Here is a 19,787-nt window from a genome sequence, read left to right as displayed (position 1 = left end):
CTTTCGTTGTGTATCTTTTGTGAAACAGATCTCAATTTCACTGTCTTTCTATTTATTTTTATTTATCGATAAAGCACTATCCGGCGACACAAATCGAAAGACAAAGCACGAATAAACTCATGCGGAGAAGAAAGTGAAACATTTAACCGAGTTTGTGGCCAATCATAAGCAAGACCCTCGTTACGGCATTTTTGCAGTCTGTTCCGCTCATCCATTAGTGCTCGAAGCTGCGATACAACATGCTAAGGTCACTGACTCCCTATTGCTGATTGAAGCTACTTCAAACCAGGTTGATCAATATGGTGGCTATACCGGAATGACGCCCGCTGATTTTTGCCATTTCGTTCAACAACTGGCAGATAAACAGCATTTCCCTGTCGAACGGTTGATCCTGGGTGGAGACCATCTCGGCCCCAACCGCTGGCAGCAGCAAAACGCCAGTGACGCCATGGCCAAGGCCGAGGTGCTGATCCAGAGCTATGTCGCCGCCGGGTTCAAAAAAATCCATCTCGATTGCAGCATGTCCTGCGCTGATGACCCGGTGCCGTTAACCGACGCCATTGTTGCCGAGCGCGCTGCCAGGTTAGCGGCAATTGCCGAACAAACCTGTATTGAGCAGTTTGGCGAGTCTGACCTGGTGTACATCATTGGTACCGAAGTTCCGGTGCCGGGTGGGGCCCATGAAACCTTGAGTACCTTGGCGGTGACGACACCACAAGCTGCAAGAGCCACGCTGGAAGCCCATCACCATGCCTTTGAACAACAGGGGCTCAATGATTTATGGCCACGTATTATAGGGCTAGTGGTACAACCGGGTGTTGAGTTTGATCATACACAGGTGATTGATTTTCAGCCACGGAACGCACTGGCGTTGAGCCAGATGATTGAGTCCTCAAGCACCATGGTGTTTGAAGCTCACTCCACCGATTACCAAACCCCACAGGCCTTGCAACAACTGGTGCAACACCACTTTGCGATTCTGAAAGTGGGGCCAGCACTCACTTTTGCACTACGTGAAGCGCTGTTTTCACTGGCAGCGATCGAACAGGAACTGCGCCCGGCCCATCAATGCTCGGGTCTGCGTGATGTTTTAGAACATGTGATGCTGGACCACCCTCAATACTGGCTTCAGCACTATCACGGTGACCAGGGCACGTTACGTCTGGCTCGGAACTACAGCTACTCTGACCGCGTACGTTACTACTGGCCTGATCAGGATATTGAAGGGGCTTATACCCGGCTGATCAACAACCTGGCAAATGAGGCTATCCCGCTACCACTGATTAGCCAGTACCTGCCATTGCAGTATGCAAGGGTTCGTGAGGGGCTGCTTAGCCCAACGCCACATGAGCTGATTATCGATCATATTCAGGATGTGCTGCGCCAGTATCAAGCTGCCTGTATGAGTAACTAAGCATAGATTTAACACAATGATAATAAGGAAAAAAGATGCCAAACATTGTATTAAGCCGTATTGATGAGCGCCTGATCCATGGTCAGGTGGGGGTGCAGTGGGTCGGGTTTGCCGGGGCTAATCTGGTGCTCGTCGCCAACGATGAGGTTGCGGAAGATAGCGTGCAGCAAAACCTGATGGAGATGGTGCTTGCCGAAGGGATTGCCGTGCGTTTCTGGTCGCTGCAGAAGGTAATTGACAACATTCATCGTGCCGCCGACCGCCAGAAAATTTTGCTTGTGTGTAAAAACCCGCAAGATTTCCTCACGTTGGTCAACGGCAATGTGCCGATACCACGTATCAACGTCGGCAATATGCACTACGCCGACGGCAAACAGCAAATCGCCAAAACCGTTTCGGTAGATGAGCAGGACATTGCTGCGTTCAACGGCCTGAAAGAGGCTGGCGTAGGGTGTTTTGTCCAGGGCGTTCCCACTGAGCCGGCTCAGGATCTTTACAAACTTCTCTGAGGTATCTGTTATGGAAATCAGCTTATTACAAGCAGTAGCGCTAGGTGTCCTGGCCTTTATTGCCGGCTTGGATATGTTCAATGGTTTGACGCATATGCACCGTCCGGTGGTCTTGGGGCCCTTGGTTGGCCTGATTTTGGGCGACTTGCATACCGGTATTCTGACCGGGGGAACCTTGGAACTGGTGTGGATGGGGCTAGCACCGCTGGCGGGTGCACAACCGCCGAACGTGATTATCGGTACCATTGTGGGTACCGCCTTTGCCATCACCACTGGGGTAAAACCGGAAGTTGCCGTCGGGGTGGCGGTGCCATTTGCGGTTGCCGTGCAGATGGGCATTACCTTCCTGTTCTCTATTATGTCGGGGGTGATGTCACGGGCTGATCGCATGGCGGCCAGTGCCGATACCAAAGGGATTGAGCGCATCAACTACTTGGCGCTCCTGGCGCTGGGTATTTTTTACTTCCTGTGCGCCTTTATGCCGATTTACTTCGGTGCTGAACACGCCAAGACGGCAATTGACGTACTGCCGGAGCGCCTGATCGAAGGCCTCGGTGTTGCAGGTGGCATCATGCCAGCCATTGGTTTTGCCGTACTGCTGAAGATCATGATGAAAAATGCCTATATCCCCTATTTCATTCTCGGCTTTGTCGGGGCTGCCTGGCTGAATTTGCCAGTGCTGGCGATTGCCGCTGCGGCACTTGCCATGGCTCTGATGGAGTTAATGCGTAAGGACCCGGCTCCCGCGCAACCTTCCCGTATTCAGAAAGAGGAATTCGAAGATGGTATCTAATACTCAAACTTTGTCACAAGCCAGCGAACAACAATCCCTGAACAGTGGCGGTAAAGACGATATCTATGAAGATCAAACCATTGGCGTGGAATTAACCAAGCAGGATATCAACCGTGTCGCTTGGCGTTCCATGTTGTTGCAGGCCTCGTTCAACTATGAACGTATGCAGGCTTGTGGCTGGCTGTATGGCTTGCTTCCGGCGCTGAAAAAGATCCATACCAACCAACGTGACCTGGCTCGGTCCATGAAAGGCCACATGGGGTTCTTCAATACCCACCCATTCCTGGTCACCTTCGTGATTGGCATTATCCTGGCGATGGAGCGTTCCAAGCAGGATGTGAACAGTATCCAGAGTACCAAAATTGCTGTAGGGGCACCCCTTGGTGGGATTGGTGACGCCATGTTCTGGCTTACCCTGCTGCCAATTTGTGGCGGTATTGGTGCCAGCCTGGCACTGCAAGGTTCAATCCTGGGTGCGGTGGTGTTCTTGGTGATGTTTAACGTTGTCCATCTCGGGTTGCGTTTCGGCCTTGCTCATTATGCATATCGCAAAGGGGTGGCGGCGATCCCGCTGATTAAAGCCAACACCCGGAAAGTGGGTCACGCTGCCTCCATCATCGGGATGACCGTGATTGGCGCGCTGGTAGCCACTTATGTGCGTCTGTCCACCACGCTGGAAATTAAAGCTGGGGATGCCGTCGTGAAACTGCAGGCTGATGTGATCGACAAGCTGATGCCCGCCTTTTTGCCACTGGTCTACACCCTGATGATGTACGCCCTGGTGCGTCGTGGTTGGAGTCCGCTACAACTGATTGGCATCACGGTGCTGTTGGCGATTGTCGGCAAGTTTGCCCACTTCCTGTAACGCCCTGAAAAGAGAGGAGAGAAGATGTTAAGTATTATTCTGAGCGGTCACGGCGGGTTTGCCAGTGGCTTGGAAAAGGCGATGAATCAGATCCTCGGTGAGCAGCCACAGATTATCGCCATCGATTTTCCAGAAAGCTCAACCACGGCACTGCTGACCCGCCAGTTTGAAGAGGCACTAGCCCAGCTTGATGAGAGCGATGGGGTGATCTTTTTAACTGATTTACTGGGCGGTACCCCGTTTCGTGTGGCTTCAACCCTGGCGATGCAGAAACCTGGGCGTGAAGTGCTGACTGGCATCAATCTACAACTGTTGTTAGAGATGGCGCTGGAGCGAGACGGGCTGAGCAGTAAAGCGTTTCGTGAAATGGCACTGGAGTGTGGGCACCGTGGTTTAACCAGCTTGGTGGATGAAATGGCTCGCCAACGTACAGCAGAAGCGGTCGAAGAGGGGATATGAGTGTGCTGCTGCGAGCCAGAAGAGTCCTGACTGATCACGGCTGGTTGGACGACCATCAACTGCGTATCGAAGGCGGTATTATTACCACCATTGAGCCCATCCCCATCAATGTCACGCGGCGGGATGCCGAGTTGTTGTGTCCCGCTTATATCGATCTTCACGTGCATGGGGGCGCAGGCCTTGATGTCATGGATGATAAGCCCGGTGTACTGGATAAACTGGCGTTATACAAAGCGAGTGAAGGTGTCGGTTATTGGTTACCAACCACAGTAACCGCACCATTGGTAGAGATAGAAAACATACTGCGACGTATTGCTCATTATCGGCACAGCGATAATGCCGGTGCGGTGATATTGGGCAGCTATCTTGAAGGGCCTTACTTCACACCGCACAACCGGGGAGCTCATCCAGCGGAGTTATTTCGTGAACTGGATATCACCGAACTGGATCGGTTAATCGATATTTCACATAACACCTTACGAGTGGTTGCCTTGGCGGCAGAAAAACCGGGGGCGCTGGCGGCAATCAAACACCTGAAAAGCCGTGGTATTCGCGTCATGCTTGGCCATAGCGCGGCCACTTATGACCAAACCATGAGTGCCTTTTCTGCTGGCGCCGACGGACTGGTGCACTGCTTTAATGGCATGAGTGGCCTGCACCACCGCGACCCCGGCATGGTTGGGGCGGGTTTGACTGACAAACAGGCCTGGTTGGAGCTGATTGCCGATGGTCATCATCTTCATCCGGCAGTGATGGACATCACCTGCCGCTGTGCCAAAAACCGCATTATCTTGATTACCGATGCGATGCGTGCCGCCGGAATGCCAGATGGTGATTACGCTATCTGTGGTTATCAAGTCACGATGCGTGATGGTGTGGTGCGAACTGCTTCTGGCAGTTTGGCAGGCAGTACCTTGGCGCTGGATGCTGCCGTGCGCAATCTGGTCGATCAGGTGGGTGTGTCGGCAGAAGATGCCATCCGCATGGCTTCGCTACATCCAGCGCGCCTATTGGGCCTGGATGACCGGATAGGCTCGATCTCTCCCGGCAAGCATGCCAGCGTTATAGCCCTTGATAGTCGGCTTCGGTTACAAAATATTTGGCTTAATGGCGTGGCCGTTCCCCTTTAGTACTTTCGTTTGCTCCATGCTGTTCGGTGACACGCTGTCGCATGGGGCTTTCTTTTTGTTTTCTAATCATGATTTTGTTGATTTTTTAATAACAGACTAGCGGAAAAGAAAGATAACGGAGTTGTTAATTTATCTTTATGTTTTGTTTTCTTTCTTTTTGTGGTTGATCTTGCATTTCGTTTTGTGTAGCTTCTAGGGGTGTACTCAGTGAATCAAACAAAACGAAATGAAAGATGATTGCACTTTGCGATGATTACACTTTGCTTCGTGCTACCCCATTGAATATGCCTGACTAAGGACCGACTGATGAGTAAAACCTACGCAGCTAACACCTCGAGCTGGACCGAAAAAGAGATCCGTCAACAACCCGCGTGTTGGTTACAATCGTTAAAAAATATCGACAGTTTACGTGGTGCTATCGATGCTTTTCTGGTGCCGCTGTTGCAGAATCAGGCACTGAAAATTGTGCTGACGGGCGCCGGAACCTCGGCGTTTATCGGTGATATGATAGCCCCTTGGTTGGCCCGTCATACCGGTAACAACGTGGTTGCGATACCCACGACGGACCTGGTGAGCAACCCTGCCGATTATCTGTACGCTGACCAACCTACATTGTTGGTCTCTTTCGCCCGTTCAGGGAACAGCCCTGAAAGCGTTGCCGCCGTCGACCTGGCTAACCAGATTGTGCGCAACTGTCACCATCTGGTGATTACCTGCAACGAAGCGGGAAGCCTGTATCAAAGCGCCACTGAAAGTGATAATGCATTGGCGTTACTGATGCCAGCCCAAACTCATGATCGTGGCTTCGCCATGACCAGCAGTATCACTACCATGATGGTGAGCTGTTTGGCGGTATTTGCCGCTGATGTGATCAATAGCCGCACTTTCAACGATGTGGCGGCGCGTAGTGAACAGATTATCGATTCCCAAGGGGATTTCAGTGAGATGATATTTGGCGATCTGCCATTTAAACGCATCGTCTACCTGGGGAGTGGTGGCCTACAGGGGGTCGCGCGCGAAGCGGCACTGAAGGTGTTGGAGTTGACAGCCGGTAAACTGGCTGCATTTTACGATTCACCTACGGGCTTCCGCCATGGTCCTAAATCATTGGTTGACAAGGAAACCCTGGTCGTGGTGTTGGTATCCAACCATCCTTATACCCGTCAGTATGACCTGGATTTGCTGGCGGAATTGCGCCGTGAGCAACAGGCGATGCGCGTAGTGGCGATTTCTGCTACCACCAGCCCGGAAATTGACGCTGGCCCCTCTATTCTATTGCCTGCATCCCGCGATTTTCTCGACATTGAGCAGGCATTCTGCTTCCTGATCTATGCCCAAATCTTTGCACTGACCGAATCCATTAAAGCGGGGATTACCCCGGATACTCCTTCCGCCAGCGGTACGGTAAACCGTGTGGTGCAAGGTGTAGTTATTCATCCCTGGAAAGGCTAAGAGGATCATCCCATGAGCATTATTTCTACCAAATATCTGCTGCAAGACGCTCAGGCCAGAGGTTATGCGGTGCCTGCGTTCAATATTCACAATGCGGAAACCATCCAGGCGATCCTCGACGTCTGCCAAGAGATGCAATCACCGGTGATCCTGGCGGGCACGCCGGGTACCTTCAAACATATTGCGTTTAGTGAAATTTACGCACTGTGTGAAGCCTACTCGGAAAGCTACGATATGCCGCTGGCGCTGCACCTTGACCACCACGAATCTTTGGCTGATATCAACAACAAAGTTAAGGCGGGCGTTCGTAGTGCGATGATTGATGGCAGTCACTTTCCATTTACTGAGAACGTTAATCTGGTGAGTTCGGTTGTGGAGTTTTGCCATCGCTATGATTGCAGTGTTGAAGCTGAATTAGGCCGCTTGGGTGGGGTGGAAGACGATATGAGCGTTGACGCCGAAAGTACGTTTTTGACTGACCCGCAAGAAGCCAGCCGCTTTGTCACTTTAACCGGTGTTGATAGCTTGGCTGTAGCGATTGGCACCGCCCATGGCCTTTACACCCAACGCTTGAATATTGACTTTAAACGTCTGGCGGAAATTCGTGAAATGGTCTCTATTCCGTTGGTGCTTCATGGTGCTAGTGATGTCCCTGACGCCTTGGTGCGACGGGCGATTCAACTGGGAGTTTGTAAGGTCAATGTGGCCACTGAACTCAAAATTGCTTTCGCTGGCGCAGTGAAAGCGTGGTTTATCGATAACCCGCAAGGCAATGATCCACGCTATTACATGCGTGTTGGGATGGATGCGATGAAAGAGGTGGTTCGTAGCAAAATCACAGTTTGTGGTTCGGCTGACAAGCTGGTTCGGCAAACTGCCAATGTCTCTTGAGTATTCACTGCCATTGATTGATGGATGAAGCAGGTCTTCATTTGGGCATAACCAGAACAACATAATCAGAAGCAAGAAGAAAAAAGGATCCTTTGATGAAACCAGTGATAAAAAGCGTGTTATTGCTGCTGCTTGCCAGCAATGTCTCTTTAGCTACACAGTACCCACTGAATAACAATAATATCGCCATTTTGTTTGATGACAGTAACGCTGCGGTGTCGGTAACGGATACCGTGTCCCGTCATAAACTGGCGCCGAAGGAGCTCTTTTTTCTTACCCTGCCTAATGATCAAGTGATCCATGCCGCTGACTTTAAGATCAAAAAGGTTCATCTGAAGGAGGATGCCATTCAGGTAGACTTTGACCATCCCGATTTTGCTGTCAGCGTGGTGTTAAATGTTCTGAAAGGGAAATATGCCAGTATCGACTATACCTTGCAGGCCAAAGGTCAACCCCGTGATGTGGCAAAAATTACCTTCTTTCCCACCAAGGGACAGTCACAAGCACCTTATGTTGATGGGGCAATTAACAGTTCCCCCATTATTGCCGACAGCTTTTTTATGATGCCGAGCAAGCCTATCGTCAATACTTTTGCCTATGAAGCCACCACGAATTTTAACGTTGAATTAAAAACCCCCATCAAACCCGATGCACCCGTCAGTTATACCCTCTACTTCGGCACTTTCGAGGAGCAAAACCAACTACGCCGTAGTGTGAATCAGTTCATTAATGCTATGCGTCCTCGTCCGTACCAACCTTATCTGCACTACAACAGTTGGATGGATATTGGCTTTTTTACCCCCTATACCGAGCAGGATGTGCTTAGCCGAATAGAGAGTTATGGCGATGAGTTGATCAAAAAGCGGGGTGTAAAACTGGATGGTTTTCTGCTGGATGATGGTTGGGATGACCTGACGGGTAAGTGGTTATTTGGCCCGGCGTTTAAACAGGGTTTTGGGGCGATAAAAGCGAAAGCAGATGATTGGCACACTTCGGTTGGCTTGTGGCTTTCACCCTGGGGTGGCTATAACAAACCGCTTGATGTGCGGGTTTCCCATGCTAAAGAGAATGGTTTTGAAACCGTTGATGGCAAGTTTGCCCTCTCTGGGCCGAATTATTTCCATAACTTCAACCAGCAGATAGGTAACCTCATCAAAGATGAGCATATTACCTCATTTAAGCTGGACGGTATGGGTAATGCCAATTCCTATATTCCAGGCAGTCAATTTGCTTCCGACTTTGATGCTTCTATCGAGCTGATTAAAAACATGCGGGAGGTAAATAAAGATCTGTTTATCAACCTGACGACGGGCACCAATGCCAGCCCCTCGTGGTTGTTTTACGCGGATTCAATTTGGCGTCAGGGGGATGATATCAACCTGTATGGTCAAGGCTCAGCGGTACAGCAATGGATCACCTACCGTGATGCTGAAACTTACCGCTCTATTGTGCAAAAAGGCCCTCTTTTCCCGCTTAATTCACTGATGTATCACGGCATTGTCAGTGCGGAAAACGCCTACTATGGTTTAGAGAAAGTCCAAGCTGACCATGATTTTGCAGACCAGGTGTGGAGCTACTTTGCCACAGGAACCCAGTTGCAGGAGATGTATATCACGCCATCCATGCTCAACAGCGTCAAATGGGATACGTTGGCCACAGCAGCGAAATGGTCGCGGGCTAACAGCGATGTGTTGGTGGATACCCACTGGATAGGTGGCAACCCGACTTTGTTGGAGCCATACGGTTGGGCATCATGGAGTAACAAAAAGGCGATCTTTGGCCTGCGTAATCCATCCGATAAGGAACAGGTCTACTATCTGGATCTCACCAAGAGTTTTGAAATACCTCAAGGGGAAACCAGCCGTTTCATGTTAAAAACGGTCTACGGTAGCAATGTGACACTCCCTGCCAATTACATTAAACCGGTAGTGGTGACACTGAAACCACTGGAAACACTGGTTATCGAGGCTCGTCCAGTAAAATAAGCCCGAAATGCAGTAGGCCGTGAGGTAGCTTGGCCTTCTAACCTGCAAACCGTACCGACGCCCATGGCCCTTATTTGGCCGTGGGCGTTTTCATATTTGCTATCCCATCCCCACCCACTTGTACCACCATGGCTATCAAAATGATTCACTTATCCCGAAAAAAGAGTGATTAGAATTCAAGCACTAGTGGTGGTATTTCATAAAAAATACTTAGGTATTGGGTTAATTTTGATAAGACTCGCAATATCATTAAGTAATCTGATTGATAATCAGTGCTAGTGAGTATTTTTTTACCGCTAACTGGATTGGGGTGATGTGCGGACATTGGCGGTGATGCAAATGGTATTGGCAAAAATAAGGAGTTTGAAATGCACATGTTAGACGACAGGCACAAAGCCATGCTGGCAAGGCAACTCCCGAACAAAGCGGTAGCGCTGGTGCTGGCAGGAGGACGAGGTACCCGGCTTAAAGACCTGACGTCAGTTCGGGCTAAGCCTGCGGTACACTTTGGGGGAAAATACCGCATTATTGATTTTGCTCTTTCCAACTGTCTCAACTCGGGGATGCGCCGTATTGGTGTGATTACGCAATATCAATCTCATACCTTGTTGCAACATATTCAGCATGGCTGGTCATTTCTCAATGGTGAGATGAATGAGTTTGTTGACTTGTTACCGGCTCAACAGCGGGCAGGGATTGATCACTGGTACAGCGGTACCGCTGACGCTATTTTTCAGAATCTGGATATTGTCCGGCGTTATCGTGCTGAGTACATCGTGGTTTTAGCGGGTGATCATATTTACAAGATGGATTACTCGCGCATGTTACTGGAGCACGTATTGAGTGAAGCCCCTTGTACTGTTGCTTGCCTTGAGGTCTCCAAGCAGGATGCAACCGCCTTTGGGGTGATGGAAGTAGCTGAAGATTTGCGGGTAAAAGCATTCTGGGAGAAACCCGAAGTGCCGCCAACACTACCGGGTAAACCGGACCGCAGCCTGGCCAGTATGGGGATCTACATATTTAACGCGGATTTTCTTTTCCAACTATTGGAAAATGATCATCTCGATAACGACAGCAGTCATGATTTCGGCAAGGATATTTTGCCGAAGATCACGGCCAAAGGTCAGGTCTGGGCACATCCTTTCTCACTCTCCTGTGTCTCTTCAGCCCCTGGCGCACCTGATTATTGGCGTGATGTCGGCACCTTGGATTCCTACTGGCGCGCGAATCTGGACCAAGCGGTAGTGACCCCTGAACTGGATATGTATGACCGCAACTGGCCAATACGCACTTATGCCGAACCCTTGCCGCCTGCCAAGTTTGTGCAAGACCACTCTGGAAGTTATGGCATGACGATGAATACGCTGGTTTCCGGAGGTTGTATTATTTCCGGTTCAACCGTGGTGAATTCGGTCTTGTTCTCGCGGGTTAGGGTTAACTCGTTCTGCTCACTGGATTCTTGTGTCCTGTTGCCGGATGTTAATGTCGGGCGCTCTTGCCGGTTACGTCGCTGTGTTATTGACAGGGCGAGCCAGATCCCAGAAGGAATGGTGATCGGTGAAAATGCCGAGGAGGATAGCCGCCGATTTTATCGTTCTGAAAACGGCATTGTGCTGGTAACGAAAGAGATGTTGGCAAAGTTACAATAACCGAATAGCGATCCCCAACCAACGCATTCTGTAATAAGGGCAGACTCACCGGTCTGCCCCGCTGTTTCGCTCGGTAAGTGCGGTTAGAATGCAGAGAGTAACTCGTTAAATAATGATTTCTCTGCGGTGACAATATCGGTACGCCGTTTATCATCGATCAGCCAGTTCAAACCCGCTTCGGATAAATCGATAGCGATACCGTCCGGCGAAATGACTTTACCAGCAAAAATCATCTGCTGATTCAAATGAGCAATACTCCCTACCCGGGTATAGTCGGCGATAAAGCTTTGTTCAATCACCGCACCCTGTTCCAATAGGCAACCTGCACCAATAATCGTCGGCCCTTTAATGGTCACACCGGGTTGTATTTCGGTACTGCTGCCAATATAGACCGGCCCTTCAATATCCAGGGTGGAAAAATCAGCGTTAACATTTAAACCACACCAGATTTGCGGCGCGATTTGGATCCCCGGCATCGGATAATCAGGCAATTCCCGATTAAGGATCATCCGGTTAACGTGCCAGAAATCCTGCAACGAGCCAATGTCAACCCATTGGAATGGCAAAGAGATACCGTAGAAAGGAACCCCCATTTCAGCCAGTTTAGGGAACAACTGACTACCGATATCGTATTCAACACCATCAGGAATATAGTCAAAGATCTCAGGCTCAAAAACATAAATGCCGGTATTGGCGTTATTTGACAACGCATCTTGCGCTTTAGGCTTTTCCTGAAACTTACTGACACGCCCTTGCTCATCGGTGACCACAATACCGTATTTACTGACCTGATCGACAGGAACTGGGCGCATAATCAGCGTCGCAACGCTTTTTCTGGCACGGTGGAAAGCCAACACCTTACCGAAATCCACATCAATTAATGCATCGCCACACACCACGACAAACGTATCATCAAAAAAGCCTGAAAAATTCTGGATGTGCTTCATGCCACCCGCTGAACCCAGCACATTATCGACAAAGGTATTGCCTTCCATCACCCCTTCATAGGAGTAGCCCATTTCCACGCCCCAGGCATGACCATCGCGGAAATAATTTTCTATATCACCAGACAGATAGCTGGTATTGACCATTAACTGATTAAAGCCATGCTTTTTTAAATGCTCAACAATGGATTCCATAATCGGTTTGCGAATTAATGGGATCATCGGTTTGGGCAGCACAGTGGTCAATGGTCTGGCTCTGGTTCCTTTTCCTGCGGCAAGGATCATGGCTTTCATAATGAGTCTTCCTTTAGTATTAATCTACTGCTGGGACATTTGTTGTAATGTAGTCTGCTGATCAACTCCGATAGTAAATATCTTATCCATCCGGGTTAATTTGAACATGCCTTGAATATTACTGTTCAATGAGCAAATGGCGAGTTGGCCCTTACCCTGCAAGGTTTTCAATAGAGAGACCAATGCCCCTAAGCAACTACTATCAATAAAATCGACCTGACTAAAATCGAGTAAAATACGATTGCTCCCCTGTACGATCATGGCTTGTATCTCTTCTTTAAATTGCATTGACAGGGAGGCATCTAGTCGCCGGCTCAAGGGCGAGACCACCAAGACATTGCCAACTGACTGAGTTTCAAAATTCATTTTTTATCCTTACTGTGCTGTTGGTGGGGAGGAACAGCGATTGTTCTACGTTCTGCAATTTCAAGTATCGTTTTAATGACTTGGGTATAAGCGTAGCACAGGGTTTCCGCCTTTCAATTGAACACCATGTAGCGGGTACTCACTCAGCTTAACCAGACAACCGTGGGGGGATTTAACCCTCCAGCTTATTGATGGTCATACTGGCATTGCGCACCAGCGGTTTGGCAAGTTCTTTACGCCGTTGCATCAAGGCGAGGAAGATTAAATCGGTCAGCGTATTCTGCGCTGTCCGGGAAGAGATAGAAGAACTGCGCCACTCATTTTCATCCGAGACACTTTCCAGCACATAATTGGCTATCTTGGCCAACGAAGTCGATGGGTCACCGGTGATAACGATGACCTTTGCCCCTTTCTCTTTTGCCATGGTGGCGGCGAGGCGCATCTCTTTTCTTTTACCACTGAACGACAGAACAATTTGTACATCTTTTGGCGTCAGGGCCTGGGCCGTGGCAAGTTGCACATGAAGGTCGGCTTCTGCAAGGCTGAGAATACCTATCTTCTGCAATTTGTAACTGAGATCTTTTGCTGTCAGCCCTGACCCCCAAATCCCGACAATCTGTACACGATTAGCGTTATTGATAATATCGATAACTTTATGAAAAACAGAGAAATTAATTCTTTTGGTTGTTTCCAGGATAGCCATGGTTTTTTCATGGGCGAGTTTTTGCGCCATCACCATCAGTGAATCTTCCGATGAGATGGTGTTATGCAAAGCCTGGTGTGGATAAGATTTGAAGAGGTTATTTCTACCCAGTTCTTCACTGATGGCAATCTTCAGTGCCGGGAAGCCCTTCATGCCGATTTTTTGGCTGAATTTTACGATGGCAGACTGGCTGACTCCGGCTGCTTCAGCAAAGCGAGAAGAAGAGATATTCAGTATCGATTCAGGGTTATCTAAAATATATTTTGCAATTTTTTTTTGATTTTCAGCAAGTTCTGGTAATAACCAGGTGATTTGGGTTAGCACGGACATTGAAAATACTCCCCTGTGTGTATAAACACTTTAATTTATGCAAGTTGCCGCTATAGACTGCGTGCAGTGATAGTTTGGAAAAATTGGGTATAGATTATTCCTATGTTGGCTATAACTATTCCATTTGTATAGTTAACTGAATTTACTTGGAATGTTATTTTTGTCACTCTTTATACCCCCATTTATATTAGCAATTTATTCCTTATGTCTGGCTAAAAAGGAATCGATTTACCGTGACCTCTATCACATTTTAAGAATAAATAATTCCTTACCATGGCGGAAAACCGACACAGATGGAAGCACCATGAAGATTAATTTAAGCAAGATGATGACAGAAAGCCGCAACCCAGCCAGCGCTGAAATTGATACCCTGCCGACGCTCGATATGTTGGCGGTGATCAACAAAGAGGATCAAAAAGTCCCTCTTGCAGTGGAAGCGGTATTGCCAGAGGTTGCTACAGTAGTTGATCGGGTGGTGGACGCTTTCGCTAACGGTGGCAGACTGATTTACTGTGGAGCTGGCACCTCAGGGCGCTTGGGGATTCTGGATGCGAGTGAATGCCCACCAACCTATGGCACGCCACGTGAGCTGGTTATCGGCCTGATTGCTGGTGGTCATACGGCCATTTTGCAAGCCGTTGAGAATGCGGAAGACAACCCGGAATTGGGCAAGCAGGATTTATGCAATCTTGATTTCAATGCCCGTGACGTATTGGTTGGCATTGCAGCGAGTGGCCGTACACCCTATGTGTTAGGGGCAATGGCTTATGCTCGTAGCGTTGGCGCCACCGTTGTTGCTATCTCCTGTAATCAAAACAGTGAAATGAGCAAAGCAGCCGATATCGCGATTGAACCCGTGGTTGGCCCGGAAGTGGTCACCGGCTCCTCACGCATGAAAGCGGGAACGGCTCAGAAGTTGATCCTTAATATGATCACTACGGGTGCGATGATCCGTAGTGGCAAAGTATATAGTAACCTGATGGTTGATGTTGAAGCCACTAACGCCAAGCTGGTTCAACGCCAGGTCAACATTGTGGTTGAAGCCACGGAGTGTAGCCCTGAAGAGGCTGAAAAAGCACTCAATGAATGTCATCGCCACTGTAAAACTGCGATTGTGATGGTCCTGGGTGGGCTATCTGCGCAACAAGCAGGGGAGATGCTGAGTAAAAACAAAGGGTTTATTCGTAAAACGCTGCAAGGGATACAGGCATAACATGGCTAAAATAACCGTTTCTATGATAGAGCAGATTTTACACTTGACGGGGGGCAGTAAAAATATCGTTATCTGCGGTAACTGCATGACCAGACTGCGTCTAACGTTAAAAGATCGTGAGTATATCCAGCTAGAGGAACTCAAAAAAATACCCGGAGTGATGGGGGTAGTGAATGGTGATGACCAATTGCAGATCATCCTCGGCCCGGGTAAAGCGCAGACCGCAAGTGAGATGATGAATGCCCTGCTGGCGGATGCACCACAGCAAGCGTCTGACAGTGAGCCACAGCTTGACTTACAAGCGCTGGCCAGTCAGAAAAAGCAGCAGATGAAGTCTAAGCAAAATAGCGCAGTACATAATTTCCTGACCAAATTTGCCACTATCTTTACACCACTGATCCCGGGGTTTATCGCCGCAGGCCTGTTATTGGGGATCTCCACGCTGTTACAGCAAACGTTGGTGGTAGAGGGAGTCGCCCCAGCAGCCTGGTTAAAAGGGCTGATGGCTTACATGAAGGTGTTTAGCATCGGTCTGTTTACTTTCCTGAGCATTCTGATTGGCTTTAACACGCAAAAAGCCTTTGGTGGTACTGGCGTCAATGGGGCGATCATCGCTTCACTGTTTATTTTGCGCTACGTGCCGGAAGGTACGGTTGGCTACTATGCCGGCATGAGTGATTTTTTTGGGCTAACCATTGATCCTCGCGGCAATATTATTGGTGTGTTGCTGGCCTGTATCATGGGGGCGTGGATTGAACGGCAGGTACGCCGGTTTATTCCCGATAATCTGGATATGATCCTGACTTCAACCATTACCTTACTGATTACGGGTGCGATTACTTTTGTGGTCATCATGCCGATCGGTGGTGAACTGTTCAAAGGTATGTCCTGGTTGTTTATGCACCTGAACGGTAACCCGTTTGGAACGGCCATCCTGGCGGGTCTTTTCTTGATCGCGGTTGTTTTTGGTATCCATCAAGGCTTTGTACCGGTTTATTTCGCGTTAATGGATGCACAGGGCTTTAACTCACTGTTTCCAATCCTGGCGATGGCAGGGGCAGGGCAGGTTGGGGCTTCATTGGCACTGTTCTTCCGTTCACCGAAAGGTTCCTTGTTGCGCACCCAGATTAAAGGGGCCATCTTCCCTGGGCTGTTAGGGATTGGCGAACCTCTGATTTATGGGGTGACGTTGCCGCGTTTGAAGCCGTTTGTTACCGCTTGTTTAGGTGGTGCGGTTGGCGGGTTCTTTATTGGTCTGGTTGCCTGGATGGGGCTGCCGGTGGGGTTGAATACGGTATTTGGCCCATCGGGTCTGGTGTCTATCCCCTTGATGACGTCAGCGAAAGGCATTTTTGCCGGCATGATGGTTTATATTGCTGGTCTGTTCATCTCTTACATCGCCGGTTTTATTTTAACTTGGCTTTTTGGCAGCAAGGATGTTGATTTAAGCTGATGTTTTAGCGTTAATTTTATTCAAGTTGCGGGGAAGAAAAGGTACCAACCCCCGCAACTTGAAACCGCTTGATTTGCTCATACTGAATTCAGTAAAATCCCCAGCTTTGTTATGACAGGGATTTCATAATGTTTTTTGGCAAGACCCTTTTAGCCTCTAGTTTGGTATTGATGTTTTCTGCACTACCTTCTTATGCCGAGGTTAGTTCCGAAAATAGCAATAGGGAAGCTCAACCAGAGTCTGGCTGGCGGGGGCGCTTTACCAGCAATGTAGCGGAAACCTGGAACAATTCACCGAATAAAGAGTTTTATCTGCCCGTCATTACCTGGCATAACCGTTGGACTTACGACCAGGAAAAACTTGACTCTTACAATGAACGTCCTTGGGGGGCGGGCTACGGCATTTCCCGTTTTGATCAAGATGGCGACTGGCACGCTATTTACTTTATGGCATTTAAGGACTCGTTCAATAAATGGGAACCGATTGGCGGTTATGCCTATGAGAAAATCTGGCGCCCGGTGGCGGGAGAGGATTTTCGCTTAGGTCTCGGGTTTACCGCCAGTGTGACGGCGCGCGATAATTGGAGTTATATTCCGATTCCTGCTCCGTTACCATTGGCCTCTATCGGTTATCAGCAAATTACCTTCCAGGCCACCTATATTCCCGGCACCTACAATAATGGTAATGTTCTCTTCGGCTGGTTACGCTGGCAGTTCTGATTTTCTCTCTAAACAGCAAACTATTTTGCTGCTTCTATACTATTTGAACGCTTAAAATACAGGCGAATATCAATGCAAAAGTTCCTGATGCTTTCTCTGTTTGCTGGTGCTGTTTTACTGTCTGGGTGTACCACATCAAATCATCCCGAGCAGGTGAACCCTGTGCCGAGCAATCGTGAGGCCCCATTACCACCGCAAGTGGATAAAAATGTCGGCATGGCAAACCCGGCAGATGTTTATTGTATCCAGATCGGCGGTAAGTTGAATGCCAAGCAGAACCCTCAAGGCCAGTATTCCACCTGTACCTTGCCAAATGGGCAGGAAATAGAGAGCTGGACGTTGTATCGCCGCGATCACCCGGTGAAAAAATAGCATTATCACCCCACAGCTTGGATGATGACGGGTATACAGCACCGTAAAGATTGAAATACGGCGCGAGGGCGGTATGATGCTGCAGCATTATTGATGTTCGGGCCGCCAGCCTCTTGCTGTGCAGGCCATGCCATGTACTCAGTTACTGCATAAGGGACAACCCGTCATGACACAAACCATTTTTATGGTAGGCGCTCGCGGAGCAGGTAAAACCACGGTTGGTCGTGCTTTGGCGCAGGCTCTGGGTTACCAGTTTGTTGATACCGATCTGTTTATGCAGCAAACTGCGCAAATGAGTATTGCGGAAATGGTGGCGCAGGAGGGGTGGCCCGGTTTCCGTCGTCGTGAAACGTTGGCACTGCAAGCGCTGAAACAACCGTCAACCATTGTTGCCACTGGCGGCGGGGCGATTCTGGCTGAAGAGAATCGGCGTTTTATGCGTCAGCATGGCATAGTGATTTATCTGCGTGCCCCAGCCAACGTGCTGGCCCAGCGGCTGGAAGAGTATCCGCAAGAAGGACAGCGCCCCACATTGACTGGGCGTCCCATTGCTGAAGAGATGCAGGAAGTGCTGGCAGCACGTGAAGCGCTTTATCAGGAAGTGGCCGATTATGTTATGGATGCCAGTGCCAACCCACAACAGGTTATTGCGCAGATCCTGGCCGTTTTGCAGCATCAAGCCATTCAATAACTCCCCGTTTATATACCGCATCAACCTGCGGTGCTTCCGCTGAGCATCGCCTACTGTTGTCAGTTTATTTGCATCACGCCACGGGTCTTTTAGTGGCAACTTGCATCAACTTGGGTAAATGATCGCATTTCCCATGAAAAACCAGTGACAGACCCTGGCTTAATACCTCAATATGGGGATTCAACCAATATGATTACGCGGGGTCAGTCATGCTGAAAGTAAATGAATATTTTGCTGGAAAAGTGAAGTCTATCGGTTTCGAAAGTAACAGCATTGGTCGTACCAGCGTTGGGGTAATGGAGAAGGGAGAGTACACCTTCAGTACCGCACAGCCGGAAGAGATGACCGTTATTTCTGGTGCATTAAGAGTGTTAGTACCAGGCGCGCCTGATTGGCAAGTGTTTACTTCCGGTGAAAAGTTCTTTGTCCCGGACCACAGTGAATTCAATTTGCAGGTTGCTGATACTACAGCCTATTTGTGCCGTTACCTGAGCAAATAATCGCTCGTTTAAGCTGCAGTTAACACCCCTGCAGCGTCATTGGTGAAGGGAATATTGGGCGCGCAGGCGCGCCCATAAGCCTGTAATTCAAATTGTGCCTTAGCGCTGAGCCTCTCCCCCCAGGGCCTCAATAGTATTGCTGATCAACGCCGCCAGCTCACTGGTCATTAGGATAAAGTCAGCATCGAAACGCTGGGCAAAATCATCACGATCAATATCATCGTTCTGGTCACGTAAGGTGTCGGCAAATTTCAGACGCTTGAATGAGCCATCATCCGCCAGGATCAGTTGAATGCGTTCTTGCCAGTCTACGGCCAGCTTAGTGACCAGTTTACCGGCTTCAATATGTACGGCTATCTCATCACTGACCAGGTTCTGTTTTTTGCAACGGATCACGCCACCTTCTTCCAGAATGGCTTTCAGTTCGGCTTCATCCTGAATATTAAAACCGGCAGGCAGTTCACCCGAACGTACCCATTCGGTTAGTGTCAGTTCAATCGGGCTTTCCATGGTTAATGGCACTACCGGCAGTGAACCAAGACTTTTGCGCAATAACGCCAGCGAGTCTTCGGCACGCTTGGCACTAGCGGCATCGACAATAATCAGGCTGTTAACCGTATCGATCCACATATTGGTTTGGTTAAAACGGCTGAAGGCACGGGGTAATAAGCTGTGTAACACTTCGTCTTTCAGCGAATCTTTCTCGGTTTTTTTCAACTTACGGTGTTGCTCACCTTCCAGTTTTTCAATCTTCGCCTGTAATTCCTGTTTGATCACCGGAGAGGGCAGGATCTTCTCTTCTTTACGCACAGAGATCATGATTTGGCCATTCACCGAATGTGTCAGTGCATCACTATGAGACCCCATCGGCGAAACCCAGCCAGTTTTTGCCATATCCTGGCTGCCACAGGGAGTGAAGCTAAAGTTGCCAAGCTGTTTTTCCATCTCGTCAGCATTGAGTGCAACGTCACGGCTCAAGCGGTAAACCATCAAATTTTTAAACCATAGCATAATGTTCTTCCTGGCTAGGTGTGCATGGGTACCCATCGCTGCAA

20 protein-coding genes are annotated in these 19,787 nt (G+C 49.1%); 16 read left to right on the top strand and 4 right to left on the bottom strand.

All coding sequences use genetic code 11. The features are described from left to right. The first annotated feature begins 133 nt into the window (after positions 1-133). The 10 genes from kbaZ (at position 134) to glgC (ending at position 11,147) form a co-directional block, all read left to right on the top strand. Entirely contained in the window at positions 134-1,414 is a 1,281-nt protein-coding gene (kbaZ, locus tag IO95_RS02550) for a tagatose-bisphosphate aldolase subunit KbaZ (protein ID WP_023490992.1), read from the top strand. 35 nt (positions 1,415-1,449) lie between these two features. After that, complete coding sequence (agaV, locus tag IO95_RS02545; protein WP_023490993.1) at positions 1,450-1,923, top strand: PTS N-acetylgalactosamine transporter subunit IIB; 474 nt, start codon at positions 1,450-1,452, stop codon at positions 1,921-1,923. A gap of 10 nt (positions 1,924-1,933) precedes the next feature. Further along, positions 1,934-2,716: a PTS N-acetylgalactosamine transporter subunit IIC gene (agaW, locus tag IO95_RS02540; protein ID WP_023490994.1), complete on the top strand. Its 783-nt coding sequence runs from the start codon at positions 1,934-1,936 to the stop codon at positions 2,714-2,716. Then, positions 2,706-3,581, top strand: a complete 876-nt coding sequence (gene agaE, locus IO95_RS02535; RefSeq protein WP_023490995.1) for a PTS N-acetylgalactosamine transporter subunit IID — start codon at positions 2,706-2,708, stop codon at positions 3,579-3,581. Before agaW ends, agaE begins: the two co-directional genes overlap by 11 nt. Positions 3,582-3,605: 24 nt before the next feature. Beyond that, positions 3,606-4,040, top strand: coding sequence for a PTS galactosamine/N-acetylgalactosamine transporter subunit IIA (gene agaF / locus IO95_RS02530; RefSeq protein WP_023490996.1), 435 nt, complete (start codon positions 3,606-3,608; stop codon positions 4,038-4,040). Beyond that, positions 4,037-5,170 carry an N-acetylglucosamine-6-phosphate deacetylase gene (gene nagA, locus IO95_RS02525; RefSeq protein ID WP_023490998.1) on the top strand — a complete coding sequence of 378 codons (1,134 nt, stop codon included), beginning with the start codon at positions 4,037-4,039 and terminating at the stop codon, positions 5,168-5,170. The genes agaF and nagA overlap by 4 nt, the downstream gene beginning before the upstream one ends. A 306-nt stretch (positions 5,171-5,476) precedes the next feature. Continuing rightward, positions 5,477-6,622, top strand: coding sequence for an SIS domain-containing protein (locus tag IO95_RS02520; RefSeq protein WP_023490999.1), 1,146 nt, complete (start codon positions 5,477-5,479; stop codon positions 6,620-6,622). A gap of 12 nt (positions 6,623-6,634) precedes the next feature. Further along, positions 6,635-7,513: a tagatose-bisphosphate aldolase subunit KbaY gene (gene kbaY / locus IO95_RS02515; protein WP_023491000.1), complete on the top strand. Its 879-nt coding sequence runs from the start codon at positions 6,635-6,637 to the stop codon at positions 7,511-7,513. A 95-nt stretch (positions 7,514-7,608) separates the two neighbouring features. Next, on the top strand, positions 7,609-9,498 hold the full coding sequence (locus tag IO95_RS02510; RefSeq protein WP_023491001.1) for an enterotoxin: 1,890 nt from the start codon (positions 7,609-7,611) through the stop codon (positions 9,496-9,498). 368 nt (positions 9,499-9,866) lie between these two features. Continuing rightward, positions 9,867-11,147, top strand: a complete 1,281-nt coding sequence (glgC, locus tag IO95_RS02505) for a glucose-1-phosphate adenylyltransferase (RefSeq protein WP_023491002.1) — start codon at positions 9,867-9,869, stop codon at positions 11,145-11,147. Positions 11,148-11,230: 83 nt separating this feature from the next. Here the strand turns inward: glgC and IO95_RS02500 are convergent, their stop codons facing one another. The 3 genes from IO95_RS02500 to IO95_RS02490 form a co-directional block, all read right to left on the bottom strand. Further along, entirely contained in the window at positions 11,231-12,385 is a 1,155-nt protein-coding gene (locus IO95_RS02500) for a sugar phosphate nucleotidyltransferase (protein WP_023491003.1), read from the bottom strand. A gap of 24 nt (positions 12,386-12,409) precedes the next feature. Then, entirely contained in the window at positions 12,410-12,751 is a 342-nt protein-coding gene (locus IO95_RS02495; protein WP_023489471.1) for an STAS domain-containing protein, read from the bottom strand. Positions 12,752-12,923: 172 nt separating this feature from the next. Continuing rightward, positions 12,924-13,784, bottom strand: coding sequence for an SIS domain-containing protein (locus tag IO95_RS02490; RefSeq protein ID WP_023489472.1), 861 nt, complete (start codon positions 13,782-13,784; stop codon positions 12,924-12,926). Positions 13,785-14,088: 304 nt separating this feature from the next. Between IO95_RS02490 and murQ the strand changes: the two genes are divergently transcribed. From murQ to ppnP, 6 genes are all read left to right on the top strand, one after another. After that, positions 14,089-14,997, top strand: a complete 909-nt coding sequence (gene murQ / locus IO95_RS02485; protein ID WP_023489473.1) for an N-acetylmuramic acid 6-phosphate etherase — start codon at positions 14,089-14,091, stop codon at positions 14,995-14,997. Position 14,998: 1 nt separating this feature from the next. Beyond that, positions 14,999-16,450, top strand: a complete 1,452-nt coding sequence (murP, locus tag IO95_RS02480; protein WP_023489474.1) for a PTS N-acetylmuramic acid transporter subunit IIBC — start codon at positions 14,999-15,001, stop codon at positions 16,448-16,450. Between the two features lie 128 nt (positions 16,451-16,578). Next, positions 16,579-17,169, top strand: a complete 591-nt coding sequence (gene pagP, locus IO95_RS02475; protein ID WP_023489475.1) for a lipid IV(A) palmitoyltransferase PagP — start codon at positions 16,579-16,581, stop codon at positions 17,167-17,169. A gap of 72 nt (positions 17,170-17,241) precedes the next feature. Continuing rightward, positions 17,242-17,541 carry a DUF333 domain-containing protein gene (locus IO95_RS02470; protein ID WP_023489476.1) on the top strand — a complete coding sequence of 100 codons (300 nt, stop codon included), beginning with the start codon at positions 17,242-17,244 and terminating at the stop codon, positions 17,539-17,541. Between the two features lie 166 nt (positions 17,542-17,707). Next, the gene (gene aroL, locus IO95_RS02465; RefSeq protein WP_023489477.1) at positions 17,708-18,232 is read left to right on the top strand and encodes a shikimate kinase AroL; all 525 of its coding nucleotides are present in this window, start codon (positions 17,708-17,710) and stop codon (positions 18,230-18,232) included. Between the two features lie 209 nt (positions 18,233-18,441). Next, positions 18,442-18,732: a pyrimidine/purine nucleoside phosphorylase gene (ppnP, locus tag IO95_RS02460; RefSeq protein ID WP_023489478.1), complete on the top strand. Its 291-nt coding sequence runs from the start codon at positions 18,442-18,444 to the stop codon at positions 18,730-18,732. A 99-nt stretch (positions 18,733-18,831) separates the two neighbouring features. Here the strand turns inward: ppnP and rdgC are convergent, their stop codons facing one another. Then, a complete protein-coding gene (gene rdgC, locus IO95_RS02455) occupies positions 18,832-19,743 on the bottom strand; it encodes a recombination-associated protein RdgC (protein ID WP_023489479.1) in 912 nt (303 codons plus the stop codon). Positions 19,744-19,787: the final 44 nt, after the last annotated feature.

Source organism: Serratia sp. DD3 (assembly GCF_000496755.2).
This window is presented reverse-complemented; position numbering and strand designations above follow the sequence as displayed.

What these genes read in the sequence shown, in the direction of transcription:
- murP (WP_023489474.1), top strand. Translation starts at nt 14,999, where the DNA reads ATGGCTAAAATAACCGTTTCTATGATAGAGCAGATTTTACACTTGACG.
- pagP (WP_023489475.1), top strand. Translation starts at nt 16,579, where the DNA reads ATGTTTTTTGGCAAGACCCTTTTAGCCTCTAGTTTGGTATTGATGTTT.
- ppnP (WP_023489478.1), top strand. Translation starts at nt 18,442, where the DNA reads ATGCTGAAAGTAAATGAATATTTTGCTGGAAAAGTGAAGTCTATCGGT.
- IO95_RS02490 (WP_023489472.1), bottom strand. Translation starts at nt 13,784, where the DNA reads ATGTCCGTGCTAACCCAAATCACCTGGTTATTACCAGAACTTGCTGAA.
- IO95_RS02510 (WP_023491001.1), top strand. Translation starts at nt 7,609, where the DNA reads ATGAAACCAGTGATAAAAAGCGTGTTATTGCTGCTGCTTGCCAGCAAT.
- agaV (WP_023490993.1), top strand. Translation starts at nt 1,450, where the DNA reads ATGCCAAACATTGTATTAAGCCGTATTGATGAGCGCCTGATCCATGGT.
- agaE (WP_023490995.1), top strand. Translation starts at nt 2,706, where the DNA reads ATGGTATCTAATACTCAAACTTTGTCACAAGCCAGCGAACAACAATCC.
- murQ (WP_023489473.1), top strand. Translation starts at nt 14,089, where the DNA reads ATGAAGATTAATTTAAGCAAGATGATGACAGAAAGCCGCAACCCAGCC.
- agaW (WP_023490994.1), top strand. Translation starts at nt 1,934, where the DNA reads ATGGAAATCAGCTTATTACAAGCAGTAGCGCTAGGTGTCCTGGCCTTT.
- IO95_RS02495 (WP_023489471.1), bottom strand. Translation starts at nt 12,751, where the DNA reads ATGAATTTTGAAACTCAGTCAGTTGGCAATGTCTTGGTGGTCTCGCCC.
- IO95_RS02520 (WP_023490999.1), top strand. Translation starts at nt 5,477, where the DNA reads ATGAGTAAAACCTACGCAGCTAACACCTCGAGCTGGACCGAAAAAGAG.
- glgC (WP_023491002.1), top strand. Translation starts at nt 9,867, where the DNA reads ATGCACATGTTAGACGACAGGCACAAAGCCATGCTGGCAAGGCAACTC.
- kbaY (WP_023491000.1), top strand. Translation starts at nt 6,635, where the DNA reads ATGAGCATTATTTCTACCAAATATCTGCTGCAAGACGCTCAGGCCAGA.
- agaF (WP_023490996.1), top strand. Translation starts at nt 3,606, where the DNA reads ATGTTAAGTATTATTCTGAGCGGTCACGGCGGGTTTGCCAGTGGCTTG.
- rdgC (WP_023489479.1), bottom strand. Translation starts at nt 19,743, where the DNA reads ATGCTATGGTTTAAAAATTTGATGGTTTACCGCTTGAGCCGTGACGTT.
- IO95_RS02470 (WP_023489476.1), top strand. Translation starts at nt 17,242, where the DNA reads ATGCAAAAGTTCCTGATGCTTTCTCTGTTTGCTGGTGCTGTTTTACTG.
- IO95_RS02500 (WP_023491003.1), bottom strand. Translation starts at nt 12,385, where the DNA reads ATGAAAGCCATGATCCTTGCCGCAGGAAAAGGAACCAGAGCCAGACCA.
- aroL (WP_023489477.1), top strand. Translation starts at nt 17,708, where the DNA reads ATGACACAAACCATTTTTATGGTAGGCGCTCGCGGAGCAGGTAAAACC.
- nagA (WP_023490998.1), top strand. Translation starts at nt 4,037, where the DNA reads ATGAGTGTGCTGCTGCGAGCCAGAAGAGTCCTGACTGATCACGGCTGG.